Here is a 16,443-nt window from a genome sequence, read left to right on the forward strand (position 1 = left end):
TAAATGGAACAATCACTCTTCCGTCAGGAGGCGCTTGATGCCGCTAACCGGGGTAACCTGGGCATCGTGGCACTTTATTGTCCGCCCTATCGCTGGCTTGTTATTTCGGTGGTGGTCTTTATTACTGCCGTTACAGCCCTGTTTTTCATTTTTGGCAGTTATACGAAATATGAATCCTCTACCGGAGAACTGCTGCCTGAGAATGGCATGTTAATCGTTCCTCCTCCTGTTAGCGCAACAGTGGTGGATATTCCGGTTAAAGAGGGACAACTGGTCAAAAAAGATGACGTCCTTATGGTGTTGTCATCAGAAGTCTCAACACAGATGGGACAGACGCGTCAGGTTATCGCTGAAAATCTGGTGGGTCAGCGGGAACGACTTCAGCAGGATCTTCAGACGCTTGCCAAATTGCATGACGTCGAAATGAAAGGGCTATCCGATACCATCGCCAGTCTGAAACTCCAGCAGGAACAGCTGAGACTTCAGCTGTCACACCGTCGCAAACAGGTAGCGTTAGCGAAACTGCAACTGGATAAACTTAACGCTATGCACCTGGAGGGGTACGCCTCAAACCGTCAACTGGAAGAGCAGGAATCCAATCTGCTCGACAGCCAGGCACGTTACCAGGAGTACCAGCGTCAGCTGCTGGACACGTCGCAAAAAATTGTTCAGGCGGAACAGCAACTGCATGAAAAGCCGCTGGATGATGAGAAAAAACGCAACGATATCGAACGGCAACTGGCAGATAACCGTCAGTCAATGGCAGAGAATGAAGCGCGCCGATCCATTGAGCTTCGTGCGCCGAAGAGTGGTTATGTCGGCATGATCATGGTCAAAAATGGTCAGATGCTGAACGCCGGCCAGTCAGCAGTCGCGATTCTGCCTAACAATACCAATCTTGTTGCCCGCATCATGGTTAACACGCAATCCATTGGCTTTATCCAGCCAGGTCAGCGTGTCGTGCTGCGCTATAAAGCCTTCCCTTACCAAAAATTTGGCCAGCAATATGGCAAGGTAATCGAGGTCTCTCGAACCGCCCTCTCTCCTCAGGAAGTCACCACCTTAACCGGTAAAAACAATGTTCAGGAACAGCAGTACCGGGTACTGGTCTCTCTGGATAAACAAACTATTTCTGCTTATTCGCAGAATGAAAAACTGAAGCCAGGTATGGCGCTGGATGCCGACTTTATTGTCGACAAACGTCGTCTCTATGAATGGGTACTGGAGCCGATTTTCGCGCTGGGACACAAAATTTCTCTCTGATTTAGAAGGTCTGTTCTGTGTTGTTATTAGAGAAACTCAATTTTAAATGGTTTAACCGCTTACCGATGATTCGTCAGTCACAGGCAGCGGAGTGTGGGCTGGCTTGTCTTGGCATGGTGGCTAATTATCATGGTCATCAGATCGACATGATCACGTTACGTCGCCAGTTCGCCACATCACTCAAAGGCGCCACACTGGCTGATGTCATCGCTATGGCACAACAGCTCAATATGACTTCCCGCGCACTGCGAGTGGAAATGGAAGAGCTGTCTAAACTGCGCATGCCCTGCATTCTTCACTGGGAACTGAATCACTTTGTGGTATTGAAGAAAGTACGCGGCAATAAAATCACCATTCACGATCCCGCGCGCGGGATCCGCGAACTGACATTTAAAGAAGCCTCGACTGCTTTCACCGGTGTCGCGCTGGAGCTGGTTCCCTCTTCTACCTTTGAAGTAAAAGAAGAGAAAGAAAGCATCTCAATGATGAAGCTGGTGGGCAGCGTGACCGGGGTAAAGTCTGCCTTTGCTCAGGTGCTCATCCTCTCAATCGCACTGGAGCTATTCGGCGTCCTCGGCCCCTTCTTTATGCAGTGGGTAATGGATATGGTGCTGGTGTCTGCTGACTATTCTTTGCTGTCGCTGCTCGGTGTGGGCTTTATCATGATCGCGCTGTTTCAGACTATCGTTACAGCGTTGCGCTCATGGGTTATGAGCTGGTTCTCAAGCCAGCTCAGTGTGCAGTGGACCATAAACGTCTGCCACCATATGTTAAAGCTGCCGCTGGAATGGTTCGAATCACGCCACGTTGGAGACATTCTCTCTCGTTACGGTTCGCTTAATACGATTCAGAGTACGCTGACTTCCCGTTTTATCAGCACCGTACTGGACGGTGTCATGTCAATCGTTACGGTAGTGATGCTTTTCATCTATAACGCGCAACTGGCGTGGCTGGTCATTGGACTTTTTCTCGCCTATGCACTGCTGCGTTTCATGGCCTACGATCCGGTTCGCCGCGCCAATGAGGAACAAATCATCAGCTCGGCCCGTACCCAGTCTTCTCTGCTTGAAACGCTACGTGGGATTCAGGCGGTCAAAACCAATAATAAACAGGTGCCCCGACTCTCGGCTTACATGAACTTTCTGGTGGATACCACCAATAAAGGCATCGTGATACAGAAGCTCAACATCCTGTTTGGTTCGGCTCAGGGACTGCTAACCTCAGTGGGCCGTGTGGTTCTGGTCTGGCTTGCTGCGCTGCAGGTTTTGGATGGCAACTTCTCTGCCGGTATGCTGACCGCCTTTATCAGCTTTTCCGATCAGTTTATGAGTCGTGGTTCAGGTTTGATCAATGCCATCATCGATTTCCGTATGCTAAGAATGCATGGTGAACGCCTGGCCGATATTGTTCTGTCTGAAACAGAGGCCAGTTCTGAGGGCAATCCAGGTCTGGTTAGTAAGGAAACCGACAAGGAGACAGACGTACCGCAGGATATCAAGCTTATCAATATCCGTTTTCGCTATGCGCCGACTGAACCCTGGGTTGTCGATGGTGCGAATCTGGAGATTAAAGCGGGTGAGAGCCTTGCCATCGTGGGGCCATCCGGCCAGGGCAAAACTACCATGGCCAAAATTATTCTTGGCCTGCTGCACCCGGAAGAAGGCACCATCACTGTGGGTGGCATGGACATCACGCAGACCGGACTTGAACATCACCGTAATCGCATCGGCTGCGTAATGCAGGATGACATTCTCTTTTCAGGCTCAATCAGCGAGAACATCAGCTTCTTTGATAACGAACCCGATCACGCAAAAATTACCCGCGTGGCCCGCCTGGCTCAGATTCATGGCGATATCATGAAAATGCCGATGAATTATCAAAGCCTGGTTGGTGATATGGGCTCGTTTTTATCGGGTGGCCAGCTACAACGTATCCTGCTGGCGCGCGCACTCTATCGCGAACCTAAAATTCTGGTACTGGATGAGGCCACCAGTCATCTGGATATCTATAACGAAGCGCAGATCAACAACGCAATTAAGCAGATGAAGATCACCCGAATCATCATTGCACACCGTCCGGAAACTATCCGAAGTGCCGATAAAATCGTCCTGTTAAATAACGGTACGCTCAGCGAAGTCACGGCAGAGCAGTTATTTGGCCAGACAACAACCCATAATGAAACGGAGATTACCCATGGATAAGACTATTTGCCGCTTCACTGAAGGCACAATCACCTTGCCGGAAGGCTACTGCGAGCGAACACTGAATACACTGGCTGATATACGATCTGTTCTGCCACCAATCACTATTTCCCGTGATAAGTTAGGCGACCATAACAACCCGGAAGAGTATATTCTTAGCCAGCTCTCTATCCTGCAAAAGCAGATGAAAGACTGGCAACAGGAAGCCCATCAGCCAGTGGTTTTGGGGGATAACCTGACTACCGGTATCATGATCAGCTATGACTTCCTGCGGCCAGATAATCTTCGTCTTTATCAGAAACAAGCCGTATTCACACTTAACATGGAAGATATATTGATTTTCTCTGTGTCGAAAGCGAGCCCCATAACCGCTCCCGATATTCAGCTTTTCTCAGATACCCTGAAAAGCTTCCGTACCTCGTAATCTGCAGTCAAACCGGAAGAGCATGCGCTCTTCCGGTTTGCGTTTCAGCTATCAGTTGCTGCGTTCAGTAACGCTGACAGGTGAAGAGATAGGAGAGCGGCCCGCCAACCAGATAGGTCTTTTTATCGACCTGGGTAATATCCAGCTGAAGATAACCAGGATCGAGAGTGATCTCAGCGAGCAGCAGATTAAACACGGCATCTGGCGTCGTATCGTTAGTCGAAGTGATAATTTCTCTTATTTTGTAGCGGTAAGTGTCACTATCAATTTTATTACCGGCACTAAGCGCAATCCGTCGATTAACCGTTGTTACCTCATCACCAAAAGTCACCTGCCCATTCAGTAACAGATATCCCGAATCAGAATTAATAAAACGTAGATCCTGGGAGACAGCAAACTCAATTTTCTTATTATCGTTGCGACTAAGATCGTAGCGGCTGAACGTTGAGCAGCGGAAAGGCAGCTCGTTTGTCCGGGGTTTAAAATAGTTAATGCCTGCAAAGATCACCAGCAACAGCATAGCCAGCGTTATCGTCAGCGTAAGAGTGGCTTTCCGTTTCAAAACATTCTCCAGTCAAGATAGTAGAAGTTGTCGCAGGAAACGATATGACCACTGCTGTTCAGGTTACATGCAGAAATAATGGTCCTGCCATAATCTGTAGTTGTGAATGCCGTGTTTTTATCGAAATAGATGCGTCTTCCCGGTACACAGGATTGATTATTCTCTTTAAGCATTTCAAGAATTTGCTTCTCCAGTGACTTTTGCTCGAACACATCTAACCCCGGAATAATAACCGCTTCGCAACCGCCTTCCAGTTTGATGTTGCTCATAGAGGCGTTCTTATCAGCAGGCTGACGTGCAGTGAAGTACCATAAAGCACTTCCCAGCAGCATCAGCATAATCAGGGCGAACAGGACCTTTCTGAGATTTAGCGCTGATTTTTCAACAATATGCTCTGCGATAACAGGATCGGGTAGCACAGGCTGACTGTCTGCGACAGACACCACATGCTCTCCAGGCATTTCATCAATCTGAACCTGCGTCGCAACAAAAGCCGGAGAGGATTCGCGTTCTATTTTGATGTCGGTATTAAGTCGTATGCCGATTTTCGGAATGGTGATGATCAGGTTTTCACAGCCATAAGCTGCAAGCGCTCTGCGCAGAATACTCAGATACTGATTCAGATTGCTGTTTGAACCGCGCAGGCCATATTTGTCCCATACTTCAGTCAAAAGGGTATCGCGCGCCAGTATTTCACCTTCTGAATTCAGTAACTGCTCAAATAGCCGACCCGTTGAAATACTCAGACTCAGCGTTTCCTGGGTAGGAAGATGGCTCAGCGTACAGTCATCTGAATTGTAGGTAATCTGGTCATCGATAATGTAAATCATTAAGAAATCACTGAATTTGCGCTGATTGCCGACAGTATAATTCAGCTTATATAAAGAAGCACTAAAGAGACCTGAATCAGCCGATTCACAGAGTTGAGGTACGGGTTAGGTTAACTTTTAAATTTGTCATCCAGTCAGAGGTTAGCCCTTTCCCTTTCCATCCGCTGCAAATTATGGCTTTTAACTGCAACAGGACCTAAAATGTGACCACCTATAACAGTGGTCACTGAACTTTTCACCCACTTTGCTTTGTCAGGCGATAATAATGACCCAATCCCTAACGGAAAATGGTACACGCGGCCCGGCCGGACACAGCGTGCGTGACCAGATTGTCGATGCAGCCATGCAGCATTTCGCGCATTACGGCTACGAAAAAACCACCGTCTCCGATCTCGCCCGGGCTATCGGCTTTTCCAAAGCCTACATCTACAAGTTTTTTGATTCGAAACAGGCAATTGGCGAAGTTATCTGTTCAAACCGGCTGGCGATGATCATGGAACGTGCTGAGGTCGCTATCGCCGATGCACCTGGGGCAACGGAACAACTGCGGCGACTTTTTCGCACGCTTTCTGCTACCAGCACTGAGCTTTTTTTTCACGAACGCAAACTCTATGACATTGCCGCCGTCGCGTCGCGCGATCGCTGGCCATCCGCCATGGCATACGAAAAGCGCATTCTTAATCTGATTCAGGAAATCCTACTCAGGGGGCGTGAAACGGGTGAGTTTGAGCGTAAAACCCCAGCTGACGAAGCGGCAGAAGCGATCTACAGGGTGATCAAACCTTATGTCAGTCCGGTGCTGCTACAGTACAGCCTTGATGAGGCAGAGGCCGCCTCTGCGCAACTGGTCGCGCTGGTACTTCGCAGTCTTGCGCCCTGAGCGATACTCTTTTTGTGACTATTGACTTAATTGGTCACAACATTAATGATGGCAGCCTGTCTGGTTATCGCTCAGGATTCCGATGCTGCTACACTTATCTCAATCTGTTCCGTTCCCTCTCTGCGCTCGCACATCACACTGGCGTACGCAAGGCCTGGCTATTTGCGCTTCAGACGCTTATCAACTCTCCGCGTCAGCATGTCAATTGCTGCCCGGACGCTTTACGGGAGCAACCGCATGAGTCATTTATCCTCATCACAACGCATCGTCATTACCGGCGCGGGTATCGTCTCGCCACTGGGATGTGGCGTTGAAACCGTCTGGCAGCGATTAACGGCGGGTGAATCAGGTATCCGCGCCCTACCCGACACGCTCACTGCCGGTACCGGCATTTCAGTGGGTGGCAGTGTGCCCGGCATTGATGAAGACCCGCTGGCGGGATATAACCCTGAGTCGTTCATTGCGCCGAAAGAACGTAAAAAGATGTCGCGATTTATTGAGTTTGCATTACTCGCAGCAGAGGAAGCGCTTAATCAGGCGGGCTGGCATCCAGAAGATGACGCCGCACGTGAACGCACCGCGACCATTATTGCCTCCGGCGTCGGCGGTTTTGGCGCGATTGCTGACGCCGTGAGGACCACGGATGCGCGCGGTCCGCGCAGACTCTCTCCCTTCACTGCACCCTCGTTTCTGGCCAATATGGCCGCCGGTCATGTCTCGATAAAACACGGTTTTACCGGTCCGCTGGGCGCACCCGTGACTGCCTGTGCCGCAGGCGTGCAGGCCATTGGTGATGCAGCAAGGTTAATCAGAAGCGGCGAAGCAGACATTGCGATTTGTGGCGGCACCGAAGCGGCGCTGGATCGCGTAACTCTGGGCTGTTTCGCGGCAGCACGTGCTCTGTGCGTGGGCTATGAAGATCATCCGCATCACGCCTCACGCCCTTTTGATCGCGACAGAAACGGCTTTGTGATGGCCGAAGGTGCGGGTTTGCTGGTGATTGAGTCGCTGGCCCATGCCGAAGCACGCGGTGCGACGCCGCTGGCGGAGATTGTCGGCTATGGCACCAGCGCCGATGCTTACCATCTGACCGCAGGTCCGGAGGATGGCAGTGGCGCTGCAAGGGCCATGAGAACCGCTCTGCGCCAGGCGGGTATCAGCGCGGACGACGTCCAGCACATCAATGCTCATGCAACCTCAACACAGGTTGGCGATCACGGTGAGCTGGCCGCTATTCGCGCCGTGTTTGGCGATGATTCACAGGTTGCGATCTCCTCAACCAAATCTGCCACGGGCCATCTGCTGGGTGCCGCAGGTGGCGTTGAGGCGATATTTACCCTGATGGCGTTGCGCCAGAAGCTTATTCCGCCGACGTTGAACCTTCATCATCCCGATGAGGCCGCAGGCAATCTTGACCTGGTGGCGCTCAATGCCCGTCCTGCCACGCTGAATTATGCGATGTCGAACGGTTTCGGCTTTGGCGGCGTCAACGCCAGCATCCTGCTGCGCAAGTGGTAGTAACATCATTGTAACCATTAAACCTGCGCCACCAGCCACACTGGCTGCGCAGGTTTTAAATTACAGAGACATTCCTGTGCGCGGGGTAATCTCAGACACGCCCTTTTCAGCAATAGTTTTATCAATCTGTACCTTTCCTGACAAAATTGCCGCCCTTCCACCGCCTGTACTTTTCTTTCAGCACTACAATTAATCGAATCAAAACAACCTCAGAGAACGTTGATGAAGATTGCAGCTTTCGATATTGGTGGTACCTCTTTAAAAATGGGTGTGATTGACGATCAGGGAAATATTCTGACAAGTGAAAGTGCAGATATCTCTCATAACGCACGCGACAAAATCCTTGATGAGATCCTAAAGTGGCTGGAGAAAAATCCCGGCTGTGAAGGTATTGCCGTGAGTACGCCCGGTTATATAGATGCTGAAGCCGGATACATCGCCATGGGCGGTACCATTCGTGACTTCGACCAGTTTCATCTGAGCCAGTGGCTTACCGAAAAAACCTCACTGCCTGCCACGGTCGAAAATGATGCACACTGCGCCCTGCTGGCTGAACAGTGGGTGGGGAAAGCGAAAAAGCTCAATGATTTTCTGATGCTGACCATCGGCACCGGATTAGGCGGAGCGGCCTTCTGCAATGGCGCGCTGATCCGTGGTGGTCGTAATCGGGCGGGCGAGTTTGGCTGTCTGCTGACCTCACGTCCCACCAGCAGCGATATTGAACGCCACACCATGAGCCAGAGCTGTACCATGACGGCGCTGCGGGAGAATTACAGTCAGCTCACCGATCGGCCTACAGAAGACGTAAGTGGTAAAGATGTCTTTGACGCATACGATAGAAATGAAGAAGCCGCGCAGCAAGTGGTGAATAATTTCTACGAGGACCTCGCGGCCTGTTTATACAATCTCTTCAGTGTCTTCGATCCGCAGATGATATTTATCGGTGGGGGGATTACTGCGCGCGAACCGTTCCTGGAGGAACTGGGAGAGCAGCTGGCAAAATATGATCTGGATATTCCGATTGATGCCGCAACCTACGGCAACGATTCCGGCATGCTGGGCGCAACCTGGAATTTTCTGCAGCGCCAGCGGAGCCGCATCGCTTAACCGCACGCTGGATTAGCGCTGCCGCCAGTCAGGAATAATTAAATCACCGCGTAATACCGAACTACCCAGCATCTGCTGGGTAGTGGCGGTTAACCAGCTTACGATTCGGGAGGCTAGCGCATCCAGGGAATATTCAATTGCCGGTATAACAGGTAAGCCAGGCAAATTAACAGAACCCGCCAGGCTAAAGACCATAACGTCGTCAGGCACCCCTTTATTGAACGCCTGCAACTGCGTCATCACACGCTGTGCTTCCTGCTCGTTAGCCACCAGCAATGCATTAAAGGTACGGCTACTGGCGTTATTCAACAACATCTGAATAGCCACCGATGATGAGACCGCATCCGTAATGACCAGATTGCGGTTAAAGGGTATAACATTATTTTCCAGCGCCAGCTTATAGCCATGTAACACCTGTCCGGCCGTGCTGCCATTCTCTGGCTGGATTAACGCAATTTGACGGCGGCCCTGGTTAATCAGGAAATTGCAGGCTGTCTCAGCGGCAAAGGCGTGATCGAACTGAATGCTGTTTGGACCTTCCGCTTCGGCACAGTCGACCAGAATGACATGTTCATCTTCAATATTGAGAGGAAAATTCGCACCGATAATCAGCACATCATCACACAGGCCACAACTCAGCTCGTCAAGTGCGGTGAGGATTTCACTTTTACTTCGCGCAAAGCGTAATAACAGATGTTTTTGATGCTGACGCAGTTGTTTTTCCAGCGCGAAAAGCCAGGCGGTAATCTGGTTCACATTTTCCTGCGCACATATGACGCCAATACAGTGGGTTGTCTGACTGAATAAGGACTGTGCTATCACATTAGGCCGGTAATTCAGCTCTTCAGCGGCTTTGAGTACCGCCAGCCGGCTGGCTTCTTTTACTCCACGTGAACCACTCAACACCCGGGAAACTGTGGCTTTAGAGACCCCAGCCAGCCGCGATACATCGTTGATAGTAGACATTTTTCTCCCCTGAAAATGGCGGCACGCCAAAAAATTCAATCTTGTCCTGCTGTACATCAGTTCTCAGCGCCAAGTATAGCTTTTTGAGTATGTCATGGAAACCGATTTCCCATACACACCCCTTATAGTGGCTTTTCAGTCATTTTTTGGAGCGCAATCAAATTAAAAAAACCAGTAAAAAAGCCTTTATGACAGGCATCACATTTTTTATCAGCCACAATGGAAACCGGTTTCCATATGATGTCCAATTAGCGTCACTTGAGTATCAGAGGCGAGGACAGTAACCATGTACAGAATCATGTTGTGTTGCTCAGCAGGTATGTCTACCAGCATGCTGGTGCGGAAAATGGAAGAAGCGGCCGCTCAACAGGGATTAGCCGTTGAGATCAATGCGTTTGGTGTGGCGGAGTTTGATGAGCAGTTTTCCCGCTATCAGGTGGTACTGCTTGGGCCACAGGTGAAGTACATGCTGCAAAGCCTGACGGAAAAAACAGCAGGCCAGAATATCCCGGTACAACCGATCGATATGATGGATTACGGCATGCAGCGGGGCGATAAGGTACTGGATTTTGCCCTGTCGCTGATCGCAGCAGCAAATGAAAAGGCGGTCCTATGAGTTCTCTCTACCAATCGATGATTGCGGTGATTGAGCAATCAATTACGCCCCTTGCCGGTCGGCTGGGTCAGCAGAAATATGTGATCGCCATTCGTGACGGCTTCACGGCTGCCCTGCCGTTTATGATTATCGGCTCGTTTATGCTGGTGTTTATCTTTCCTCCCTTCTCTGCTACCAGTACCAATAGCGTAGCCCGTGCCTGGCTCGACTTTTCTGCCACCTACCGTGACCAGCTGATGTTGCCATTTAACCTCAGTATGGGAGTGATGACCTTCTTTATCTCGGTGGGTATCGGGGCCAGCCTGGGGCGGCAATTCGCACTGGATCCGGTGATGTCTGGTCTGCTGGCCTTTATGGCCTTTCTGCTGGTGGCAGCTCCCTATTCAAATCACACTATTTCAACCGAGTATCTTTCCGGTCAGGGCATTTTTACCGCATTGATTACAGCCATTTACGCTACCCGCATTTACGCGTGGCTGAAGCACAACAATATCACTATCCGTCTGCCAAAAGAGGTACCGACCGGCGTCGCACGATCGTTTGAGATCCTGATTCCGGTAGTGGTGATTATCGGCACCCTTCACCCGCTGAACCTGTTCATTGAAGCTAAAACAGGGATGATCATTCCACAGGCTATTATGCATCTGCTGGCACCGCTGGTCTCCGCGTCTGACTCTTTACCTGCCATTCTGCTGTCGGTGCTGCTGTGTCAGATTTTCTGGTTCGCTGGCATTCACGGCGCACTGATTGTAACCGGTATCATGAATCCGTTCTGGATGGCTAATCTCTCTGCCAACCAGGCCGCCCTGGCAGCAGGCACTGTGTTGCCGCACATCTATCTCCAGGGCTTCTGGGATCACTATCTTCTGATCGGGGGTGTCGGCTCTACTTTGCCACTGGCTTTCCTGTTACTGCGCAGCCGTACCACCCATCTGCGAACCATCGGCAGGATGGGTATCGTGCCGAGTTTTTTCAATATTAACGAGCCGATCCTGTTTGGCGCACCAATCATCATGAATCCTCTGATGTTTATTCCTTTTGTCTGCGTGCCGATGCTAAACGCTGTACTGGCTTATACCGCCACCCGGATGGGCTGGCTGGCTCAGGTAGTTTCGCTTACGCCATGGACAACGCCAGCGCCGATTGGCGCCTCATGGGCGGCTAACTGGGCAATCAGTCCTGTGGTCATGTGTCTGGTCTGCATGGTGCTTTCTGCGCTGTGTTACCTGCCGTTCCTGCGAGCATATGAACGATCGCTGATGAAAAATGAGCAGGATAAGGCTCAGTCGCCTGCTTCGCTAGCGCAAACTGCCGGTACACCCTGATTCCTTGAGAGAGGCAACATGCACTATACATTTCCTGATACGTTCTGGTGGGGCAGTGCCAGTTCCGCTTTGCAGACCGAAGGCGATAGCCTGAACGGTGGCAAAAGCGCCACCATCTGGGATCACTGGTATTCCCAGCAGCCATCGCGTTTTCATCAGCAGATTGGCCCAGGCGAGACTTCCACTTTTTATCAGCACTGGCATCAGGATATCGCCCTGCTGAAGCAGTTGAAACACAATAGTTTCCGCACATCCATCAGCTGGTCACGGTTGATCCCTGATGGCATCGGCGACGTCAATCAGGAGGCCGTGGCTTTCTATAACCAGGTGATTGATGAACTTCTGGCTCAGGGCATTACGCCCTTTATTACGCTGTTTCACTTTGACATGCCGGTGTCGATGCAGGTTCAGGGAGGCTGGGAAAATCGTCAGGTGGTCGCAGCTTTCAGTCGTTATGCCCGCCTCTGCTTTGAGCTATTCGGCGATCGTGTTCTGCACTGGTTTACTTTTAACGAGCCGATTGTGCCGGTAGAAGGGGGTTACCTGTATGACTTCCATTATCCAAACGTGGTGGATTTCCGCCGGGCGGCTACGGTGGCTTATAACACCGTACTGGCACATGCCTCAGCAGTCCGCGATTTCCGGGCCAGCCACTCCGTGGGAGAAATCGGCATTGTGCTGAATCTCACGCCTTCCTATCCCCGGTCGCAGAACCCGGCGGATCTGACGGCCGCTCATCATGCAGACCTGCTGTTTAATCGCAGCTTTCTTGACCCGGTTTTACGGGGGGAATTTCCGTCAGATCTGGTCGCCTTGCTCAGGCAATATGACCAGTTACCGTTAACGCTGGCAGAGGACAAAGCGCTGATCGCAGACGGCATCATTGATCTGCTGGGGGTCAATTATTACCAGCCGCGTCGGGTTAAGTGCCGCGATAGCGCAATTAATCCTGCCGCTCCGTTTATGCCTGAATGGTTTTTTGAAAATTATGAGATGCCGGGCCGGAAAATGAACCCTTACCGAGGTTGGGAAATCTACGAACCAGGCATCTATGACATTCTCACTAATCTGCGGCTGAATTATGGCAACCCACGCTGTTTTATTTCAGAAAACGGAATGGGTGTAGAGGATGAACAACGCTTTGTTCAGGCGGGGCAGATCCACGATCAATACCGCATCGACTTTATTGCTGAACATCTTAAGTGGGTTCACCGGGCGATCGCCGAGGGCAGCCAGTGTCTCGGTTACCATATGTGGACCTTTATTGATAACTGGTCATGGTGCAATGGCTATAAAAACCGTTACGGTTTTGTCCAGCTTGATATCACCACCCAGCAACGCACAGTGAAAAAAAGCGGTGAATGGTTTGCTGCCACTGCTGCCCGCAACGGTTTCAACCATCCGGAGAATTTAGCATGATCGATCAGGAAGAGGCGGTTATGGAAATTATTGTTAATGCGGGCCAGTCTCGCAGCCTGTGCTTTGAGGCATTACAGGCGGCGCGTCAGGGTAAAATCGAACAGGCGCGGGTTCTGCTGCAGGAGGCGGATACCTTCACCCGACAGGCACATAAAATGCAAACCCGACTGATCGAACAGGATGCCGGCGAAGGTCGTCAACCCATGACTTTAATTATGGTTCATGCACAGGATCACTTAATGACCTCGATGCTGGCTCGCGAACTCTCTGAAGAGATCATTCATCTTTATCAACGCGAACAGCGTGCCTGACGCCAGTAGCAGAAAGTGAAAACCCCTGGCGCAGTCACGCTGCGCCTCACAGGAGAACAACCGCGGCAGTGCGCTATCCCCGCACCGGCGCATCAAACAGACTCAACACCACAACCATCACTGCATAAACCAGCAGATACAACAGAATCAGCGCAGCAAGCAAAAGCCGGTGGCTGCGCATCTCTCTCTTCTTCATAGTGCCATTCAGAAGGTATAGCTCAATGCAAGCGTGGCCGAGGCGCCGTTATTTCGCGCGACAATGGGGCTATCTGAAGCATGCTTATCCAGCCAGGTGTAATCACCGATGACGCTGGCGGCCCAGGCAGGCGTAAGCTGATGGCTCCAGGTCAGGCTGGTGTCTGTACCATAAAAGCCACCCGCAGCATCGTAGCGATCAAAGCCGCTGCGCGCACTTTGTTCGCTATTCACACCATAATACGTATTCATGTAACGCCCGTCGCCAAACAGACCCGCCACCTGCAGTGCCACAGTATCGTCGCTGGTCTGCCAGGGGATCAGGGTTACCGAAGTCCGATACTGAACGCCCTGACTATCACTCAAAGGAAGTGTCGCTTTGCCCTCCAGCACAAACCATGGCGTGACTGACCAACCCACCGCCAGTGCGGTGTTAACCGTTGCGTCGATATTTCCCATGCCCCTGAGCCGGTCGTCACCGTCACGCCAGGATGAATTCCGGTCAGAGCGGCCCAATCCGTAACCCAGCGTATGTTCCAGATACAGTCCGTTATCCGCCTGCAGGTCGTAGCCGATCCCTTTCTGGGAATCGAAGAAGAAGGCTCCATCGCGCGCCTGAATCACTGGCATCAGCTGCCAGTGCTGCTTATCTGCACCGCTATAGCGTGGGGCATTAATGCCCGCAACGCCCAGAGTCAGGCTGGGTGGTGGTGCGGCACTCTCATCAGCCATGGCAGCAGCGGCGCTGAATCCCAGCGAAAAACAGACCATGTGAAGCGTTATTTTTCCGGTTATCATCACGTTTCCTCATTATCACATCGGGTGCGGAGCTGAGGGATTCAGTGCCGCGTCACTGGCCGGAGTATGCGAGGCGAGTGTCAATGAACGACCAGGGATTTATGAAGAAACAGTCAAGGTGATCCGAAAATGCAGTCAAAACGTGTACTGATTATTGAAGATGACGCGGATGCCGCGGGCGTACTTGAGGCCTACCTGAAACGTGAAAATTATGAGGTCTTGATTGCTGGTGACGGCCCGGGCGGGCTGGATGCTGCCCGACGCTGGCAGCCTGATCTAATCCTGCTGGATATCATGCTGCCCGGCATGAACGGCACCGAAGTGCTGGCCGCGCTGCGCCGTCGTGACGATACCCCTGTGATCATGGTGACGGCGATGGGCGATGCACCGGATCGCATCGGCGCACTGCGTTATGGCGCAGATGACTACGTGGTCAAACCCTATCATCCCGGCGAAGTGGTGGCGCGCGTTCAGGCCGTGCTGCGCCGCAGCCAGAGCCATGCTCCCATTGCGGAAACCCTGCGCTGGGCGGGCTTAGTGGTTGATCCTGTGGCACTCACCGCTGTGGTCGATAGCGATAGTGATGCACCGCGTCGCCTCGATCTGACACCTACGGAATTTTCTCTGCTGGTGACGCTGATGCGCGCCCCGACGCGGCCGTTTACCCGCCTGTTTCTGCTGGAGCACTGCCTGCCGGAGAGCGATGCACTGGAGCGGGTGGTCGATACCCACGTTTACAACCTGCGCCGCAAGCTCGAAGCCGCGGGTATCTCTGACGTCTTACCGGCGGTTCGCAGCGTCGGATACCGGTTCAGACAGCCATGAAGAACGATACGCATACTTCACTGTGGCGCTGGATCTGCATCCGGGTGCTGTTTCTGGCGATAGGCAGCGTCATGCTGATCGCCATCTGTATGTGGCTGCGCTTCGCGGTACAGGCGTTCTGGGTCTACTACCGGATGCCACCCGCGCTGCTCGAAGAGTTCACACAGTTGCGCCACCATCCCGACAGCGATCCGGCGCGCTTTCATCAGATTATCGATCAGTGGTGGGGCATCAATTTTTCCGATCCCTCGCTGGCCTCCTCTGACTGGATTACCGTATTCGTTCTCGTGGTGGTCACCATCCCGTTTATGGTGCTGATGGCGCTGCGATTCGCCCGTCCGCTGTCGGCCCAGTTCAGCCAGCTGGCAACGGCGGCGCGTGCCGTATCGAAAGGCGAATTTGGCCGAACGGCGGCGGTGGTGAAAGAAGCCCCGCAGGAGCTGGTGCGCTTTACCGAAGATTTTAATCAGATGACGCAGCAACTGGCGCGTTACGAGCGTGAGCTGCGCACCTCGCATGTGGCGATGGCGCACGAACTTCGCTCACCACTGACGGCAGCGATGGGCCGCCTGCAGGGCATTCTGGATGGCGTTTTTCCCGCCGAGCCGCAACAGCTGGCGATGATCATGAAGCAGCTGACGCAGCTCAGTCGTCTGACCGACGAACTGCATCTCTTATCACTGGCGGATGCCGGGCAGCTGACCCTGAACCGGGAGCGGGTAAATCCCGGTGAACTACTGCGCGAGCGATCAGGCTGGCTGCTGCCGCAGGCCGAACAGGCGGGTGTGACCATCACCGTCATCGCACCCGAGGATCTGCTGCTCAATGCCGATGCGTTCCGCCTGGGTCAGGTAGTGACCATCATCTGTGAAAATGCGCTGCGCTACGCCGCCGACGGTGGCGCTTTACTGATTACTGCCACCCAGAAAGATCAGACGATCACGATGACCTTCCGCGATTACGGCCAGGGTGTCGAGCCGGACTTTTTGCCACAACTGTTCGATCGCTTTACCCGCGCCGACTCCTCACGCGCCCGCCACTCTGGCGGCAGCGGTCTGGGGCTGTCGATCGCCAGGGCGATCATCGAGGCACACGGCGGTTCGCTTCACGCCACGCTGCCTTCCGACGGCGGTCTGCTGATAGGGATAACGCTGCCGACGAGATAAATTGTTCTGACTTGACCATTTCTTGATGGTTCATGGA

General features: G+C 52.3%; 17 protein-coding genes. 12 read left to right on the forward strand and 5 right to left on the reverse strand.

Annotated features, from left to right (window positions below; genetic code table 11):
* Window positions 1–3: 3 nt before the first annotated feature.
* From ACN1CO_RS13985 to ACN1CO_RS13995, 3 genes are read left to right on the forward strand one after another with little or no spacing between them, the layout of a single operon-like run.
* The gene (locus ACN1CO_RS13985; RefSeq protein WP_419139432.1) at window positions 4–1,263 is read left to right on the forward strand and encodes an HlyD family secretion protein; all 1,260 of its coding nucleotides are present in this window, start codon (window positions 4–6) and stop codon (window positions 1,261–1,263) included.
* A gap of 17 nt (window positions 1,264–1,280) precedes the next feature.
* Window positions 1,281–3,464 carry a peptidase domain-containing ABC transporter gene (locus ACN1CO_RS13990; protein ID WP_419139433.1) on the forward strand — a complete coding sequence of 728 codons (2,184 nt, stop codon included), beginning with the start codon at window positions 1,281–1,283 and terminating at the stop codon, window positions 3,462–3,464.
* Complete coding sequence (locus ACN1CO_RS13995; protein ID WP_419139434.1) at window positions 3,457–3,888, forward strand: DcrB-related protein; 432 nt, start codon at window positions 3,457–3,459, stop codon at window positions 3,886–3,888. Before ACN1CO_RS13990 ends, ACN1CO_RS13995 begins: the two co-directional genes overlap by 8 nt.
* A gap of 64 nt (window positions 3,889–3,952) precedes the next feature.
* On the opposite strand, the gene ACN1CO_RS14000 is transcribed toward ACN1CO_RS13995, so the two are convergent.
* Together ACN1CO_RS14000 and ACN1CO_RS14005 are read right to left on the reverse strand one after the other, a co-directional pair.
* On the reverse strand, window positions 3,953–4,450 hold the full coding sequence (locus ACN1CO_RS14000; protein WP_419139435.1) for a FidL-like protein: 498 nt from the start codon (window positions 4,448–4,450) through the stop codon (window positions 3,953–3,955).
* A complete protein-coding gene (locus ACN1CO_RS14005) occupies window positions 4,447–5,280 on the reverse strand; it encodes a winged helix-turn-helix domain-containing protein (RefSeq protein WP_419139436.1) in 834 nt (277 codons plus the stop codon). The genes ACN1CO_RS14000 and ACN1CO_RS14005 overlap by 4 nt, the downstream gene beginning before the upstream one ends.
* A 265-nt stretch (window positions 5,281–5,545) precedes the next feature.
* On the opposite strand from ACN1CO_RS14005, the gene ACN1CO_RS14010 reads away from it, so the two are divergent.
* The 3 genes from ACN1CO_RS14010 (at window position 5,546) to ACN1CO_RS14020 (ending at window position 8,785) form a co-directional block, all read left to right on the forward strand.
* Complete coding sequence (locus ACN1CO_RS14010) at window positions 5,546–6,160, forward strand: TetR/AcrR family transcriptional regulator (RefSeq protein ID WP_419139437.1); 615 nt, start codon at window positions 5,546–5,548, stop codon at window positions 6,158–6,160.
* A gap of 237 nt (window positions 6,161–6,397) precedes the next feature.
* Window positions 6,398–7,678 carry a beta-ketoacyl-ACP synthase II gene (fabF, locus tag ACN1CO_RS14015; RefSeq protein ID WP_419139438.1) on the forward strand — a complete coding sequence of 427 codons (1,281 nt, stop codon included), beginning with the start codon at window positions 6,398–6,400 and terminating at the stop codon, window positions 7,676–7,678.
* Between the two features lie 222 nt (window positions 7,679–7,900).
* Window positions 7,901–8,785 (forward strand): ROK family protein, encoded by an 885-nt coding sequence (locus ACN1CO_RS14020; protein ID WP_419139439.1) that lies wholly within the window; start codon window positions 7,901–7,903, stop codon window positions 8,783–8,785.
* 12 nt (window positions 8,786–8,797) lie between these two features.
* Here ACN1CO_RS14020 and ACN1CO_RS14025 read toward each other — a convergent pair whose 3' ends face one another.
* Complete coding sequence (locus ACN1CO_RS14025; protein ID WP_419139440.1) at window positions 8,798–9,751, reverse strand: LacI family DNA-binding transcriptional regulator; 954 nt, start codon at window positions 9,749–9,751, stop codon at window positions 8,798–8,800.
* Between the two features lie 286 nt (window positions 9,752–10,037).
* Between ACN1CO_RS14025 and ACN1CO_RS14030 the strand changes: the two genes are divergently transcribed.
* From ACN1CO_RS14030 to ACN1CO_RS14045, 4 genes are read left to right on the forward strand one after another with little or no spacing between them, the layout of a single operon-like run.
* A complete protein-coding gene (locus tag ACN1CO_RS14030; RefSeq protein WP_419139441.1) occupies window positions 10,038–10,367 on the forward strand; it encodes a PTS sugar transporter subunit IIB in 330 nt (109 codons plus the stop codon).
* The gene (locus ACN1CO_RS14035) at window positions 10,364–11,692 is read left to right on the forward strand and encodes a PTS sugar transporter subunit IIC (RefSeq protein ID WP_419139442.1); all 1,329 of its coding nucleotides are present in this window, start codon (window positions 10,364–10,366) and stop codon (window positions 11,690–11,692) included. The genes ACN1CO_RS14030 and ACN1CO_RS14035 overlap by 4 nt, the downstream gene beginning before the upstream one ends.
* A gap of 18 nt (window positions 11,693–11,710) precedes the next feature.
* Window positions 11,711–13,111: a glycoside hydrolase family 1 protein gene (locus tag ACN1CO_RS14040; RefSeq protein ID WP_419139443.1), complete on the forward strand. Its 1,401-nt coding sequence runs from the start codon at window positions 11,711–11,713 to the stop codon at window positions 13,109–13,111.
* On the forward strand, window positions 13,108–13,422 hold the full coding sequence (locus ACN1CO_RS14045) for a PTS lactose/cellobiose transporter subunit IIA (protein WP_419139444.1): 315 nt from the start codon (window positions 13,108–13,110) through the stop codon (window positions 13,420–13,422). Before ACN1CO_RS14040 ends, ACN1CO_RS14045 begins: the two co-directional genes overlap by 4 nt.
* 73 nt (window positions 13,423–13,495) lie before the next feature.
* Here the strand turns inward: ACN1CO_RS14045 and ACN1CO_RS14050 are convergent, their stop codons facing one another.
* Both ACN1CO_RS14050 and ACN1CO_RS14055 read right to left on the reverse strand, forming a co-directional pair.
* Window positions 13,496–13,618, reverse strand: a complete 123-nt coding sequence (locus tag ACN1CO_RS14050; protein WP_419139445.1) for a hypothetical protein — start codon at window positions 13,616–13,618, stop codon at window positions 13,496–13,498.
* A gap of 8 nt (window positions 13,619–13,626) precedes the next feature.
* Window positions 13,627–14,415: a MipA/OmpV family protein gene (locus ACN1CO_RS14055; RefSeq protein WP_419139446.1), complete on the reverse strand. Its 789-nt coding sequence runs from the start codon at window positions 14,413–14,415 to the stop codon at window positions 13,627–13,629.
* Between the two features lie 129 nt (window positions 14,416–14,544).
* Between ACN1CO_RS14055 and ACN1CO_RS14060 the strand changes: the two genes are divergently transcribed.
* A complete protein-coding gene (locus ACN1CO_RS14060) occupies window positions 14,545–15,240 on the forward strand; it encodes a response regulator (RefSeq protein WP_419139447.1) in 696 nt (231 codons plus the stop codon).
* The gene (locus tag ACN1CO_RS14065) at window positions 15,237–16,406 is read left to right on the forward strand and encodes a sensor histidine kinase (RefSeq protein WP_419139448.1); all 1,170 of its coding nucleotides are present in this window, start codon (window positions 15,237–15,239) and stop codon (window positions 16,404–16,406) included. The genes ACN1CO_RS14060 and ACN1CO_RS14065 overlap by 4 nt, the downstream gene beginning before the upstream one ends.
* Window positions 16,407–16,443: the final 37 nt, after the last annotated feature.

The organism is Pantoea sp. R13S299 (assembly GCF_048515925.1).
GTDB lineage: Bacteria > Pseudomonadota > Gammaproteobacteria > Enterobacterales > Enterobacteriaceae > Pantoea.

What these genes read in the sequence shown, in the direction of transcription:
- ACN1CO_RS14030 (WP_419139441.1), top strand. Translation starts at nt 10,038, where the DNA reads ATGTACAGAATCATGTTGTGTTGCTCAGCAGGTATGTCTACCAGCATG.
- ACN1CO_RS13985 (WP_419139432.1), top strand. Translation starts at nt 4, where the DNA reads ATGGAACAATCACTCTTCCGTCAGGAGGCGCTTGATGCCGCTAACCGG.
- ACN1CO_RS13995 (WP_419139434.1), top strand. Translation starts at nt 3,457, where the DNA reads ATGGATAAGACTATTTGCCGCTTCACTGAAGGCACAATCACCTTGCCG.
- ACN1CO_RS14065 (WP_419139448.1), top strand. Translation starts at nt 15,237, where the DNA reads ATGAAGAACGATACGCATACTTCACTGTGGCGCTGGATCTGCATCCGG.
- ACN1CO_RS14055 (WP_419139446.1), bottom strand. Translation starts at nt 14,415, where the DNA reads ATGATAACCGGAAAAATAACGCTTCACATGGTCTGTTTTTCGCTGGGA.
- ACN1CO_RS14050 (WP_419139445.1), bottom strand. Translation starts at nt 13,618, where the DNA reads ATGAAGAAGAGAGAGATGCGCAGCCACCGGCTTTTGCTTGCTGCGCTG.
- ACN1CO_RS14010 (WP_419139437.1), top strand. Translation starts at nt 5,546, where the DNA reads ATGACCCAATCCCTAACGGAAAATGGTACACGCGGCCCGGCCGGACAC.
- ACN1CO_RS14020 (WP_419139439.1), top strand. Translation starts at nt 7,901, where the DNA reads ATGAAGATTGCAGCTTTCGATATTGGTGGTACCTCTTTAAAAATGGGT.
- ACN1CO_RS14040 (WP_419139443.1), top strand. Translation starts at nt 11,711, where the DNA reads ATGCACTATACATTTCCTGATACGTTCTGGTGGGGCAGTGCCAGTTCC.
- ACN1CO_RS14060 (WP_419139447.1), top strand. Translation starts at nt 14,545, where the DNA reads ATGCAGTCAAAACGTGTACTGATTATTGAAGATGACGCGGATGCCGCG.
- ACN1CO_RS14045 (WP_419139444.1), top strand. Translation starts at nt 13,108, where the DNA reads ATGATCGATCAGGAAGAGGCGGTTATGGAAATTATTGTTAATGCGGGC.
- ACN1CO_RS14005 (WP_419139436.1), bottom strand. Translation starts at nt 5,280, where the DNA reads ATGATTTACATTATCGATGACCAGATTACCTACAATTCAGATGACTGT.
- ACN1CO_RS14035 (WP_419139442.1), top strand. Translation starts at nt 10,364, where the DNA reads ATGAGTTCTCTCTACCAATCGATGATTGCGGTGATTGAGCAATCAATT.
- ACN1CO_RS14025 (WP_419139440.1), bottom strand. Translation starts at nt 9,751, where the DNA reads ATGTCTACTATCAACGATGTATCGCGGCTGGCTGGGGTCTCTAAAGCC.
- fabF (WP_419139438.1), top strand. Translation starts at nt 6,398, where the DNA reads ATGAGTCATTTATCCTCATCACAACGCATCGTCATTACCGGCGCGGGT.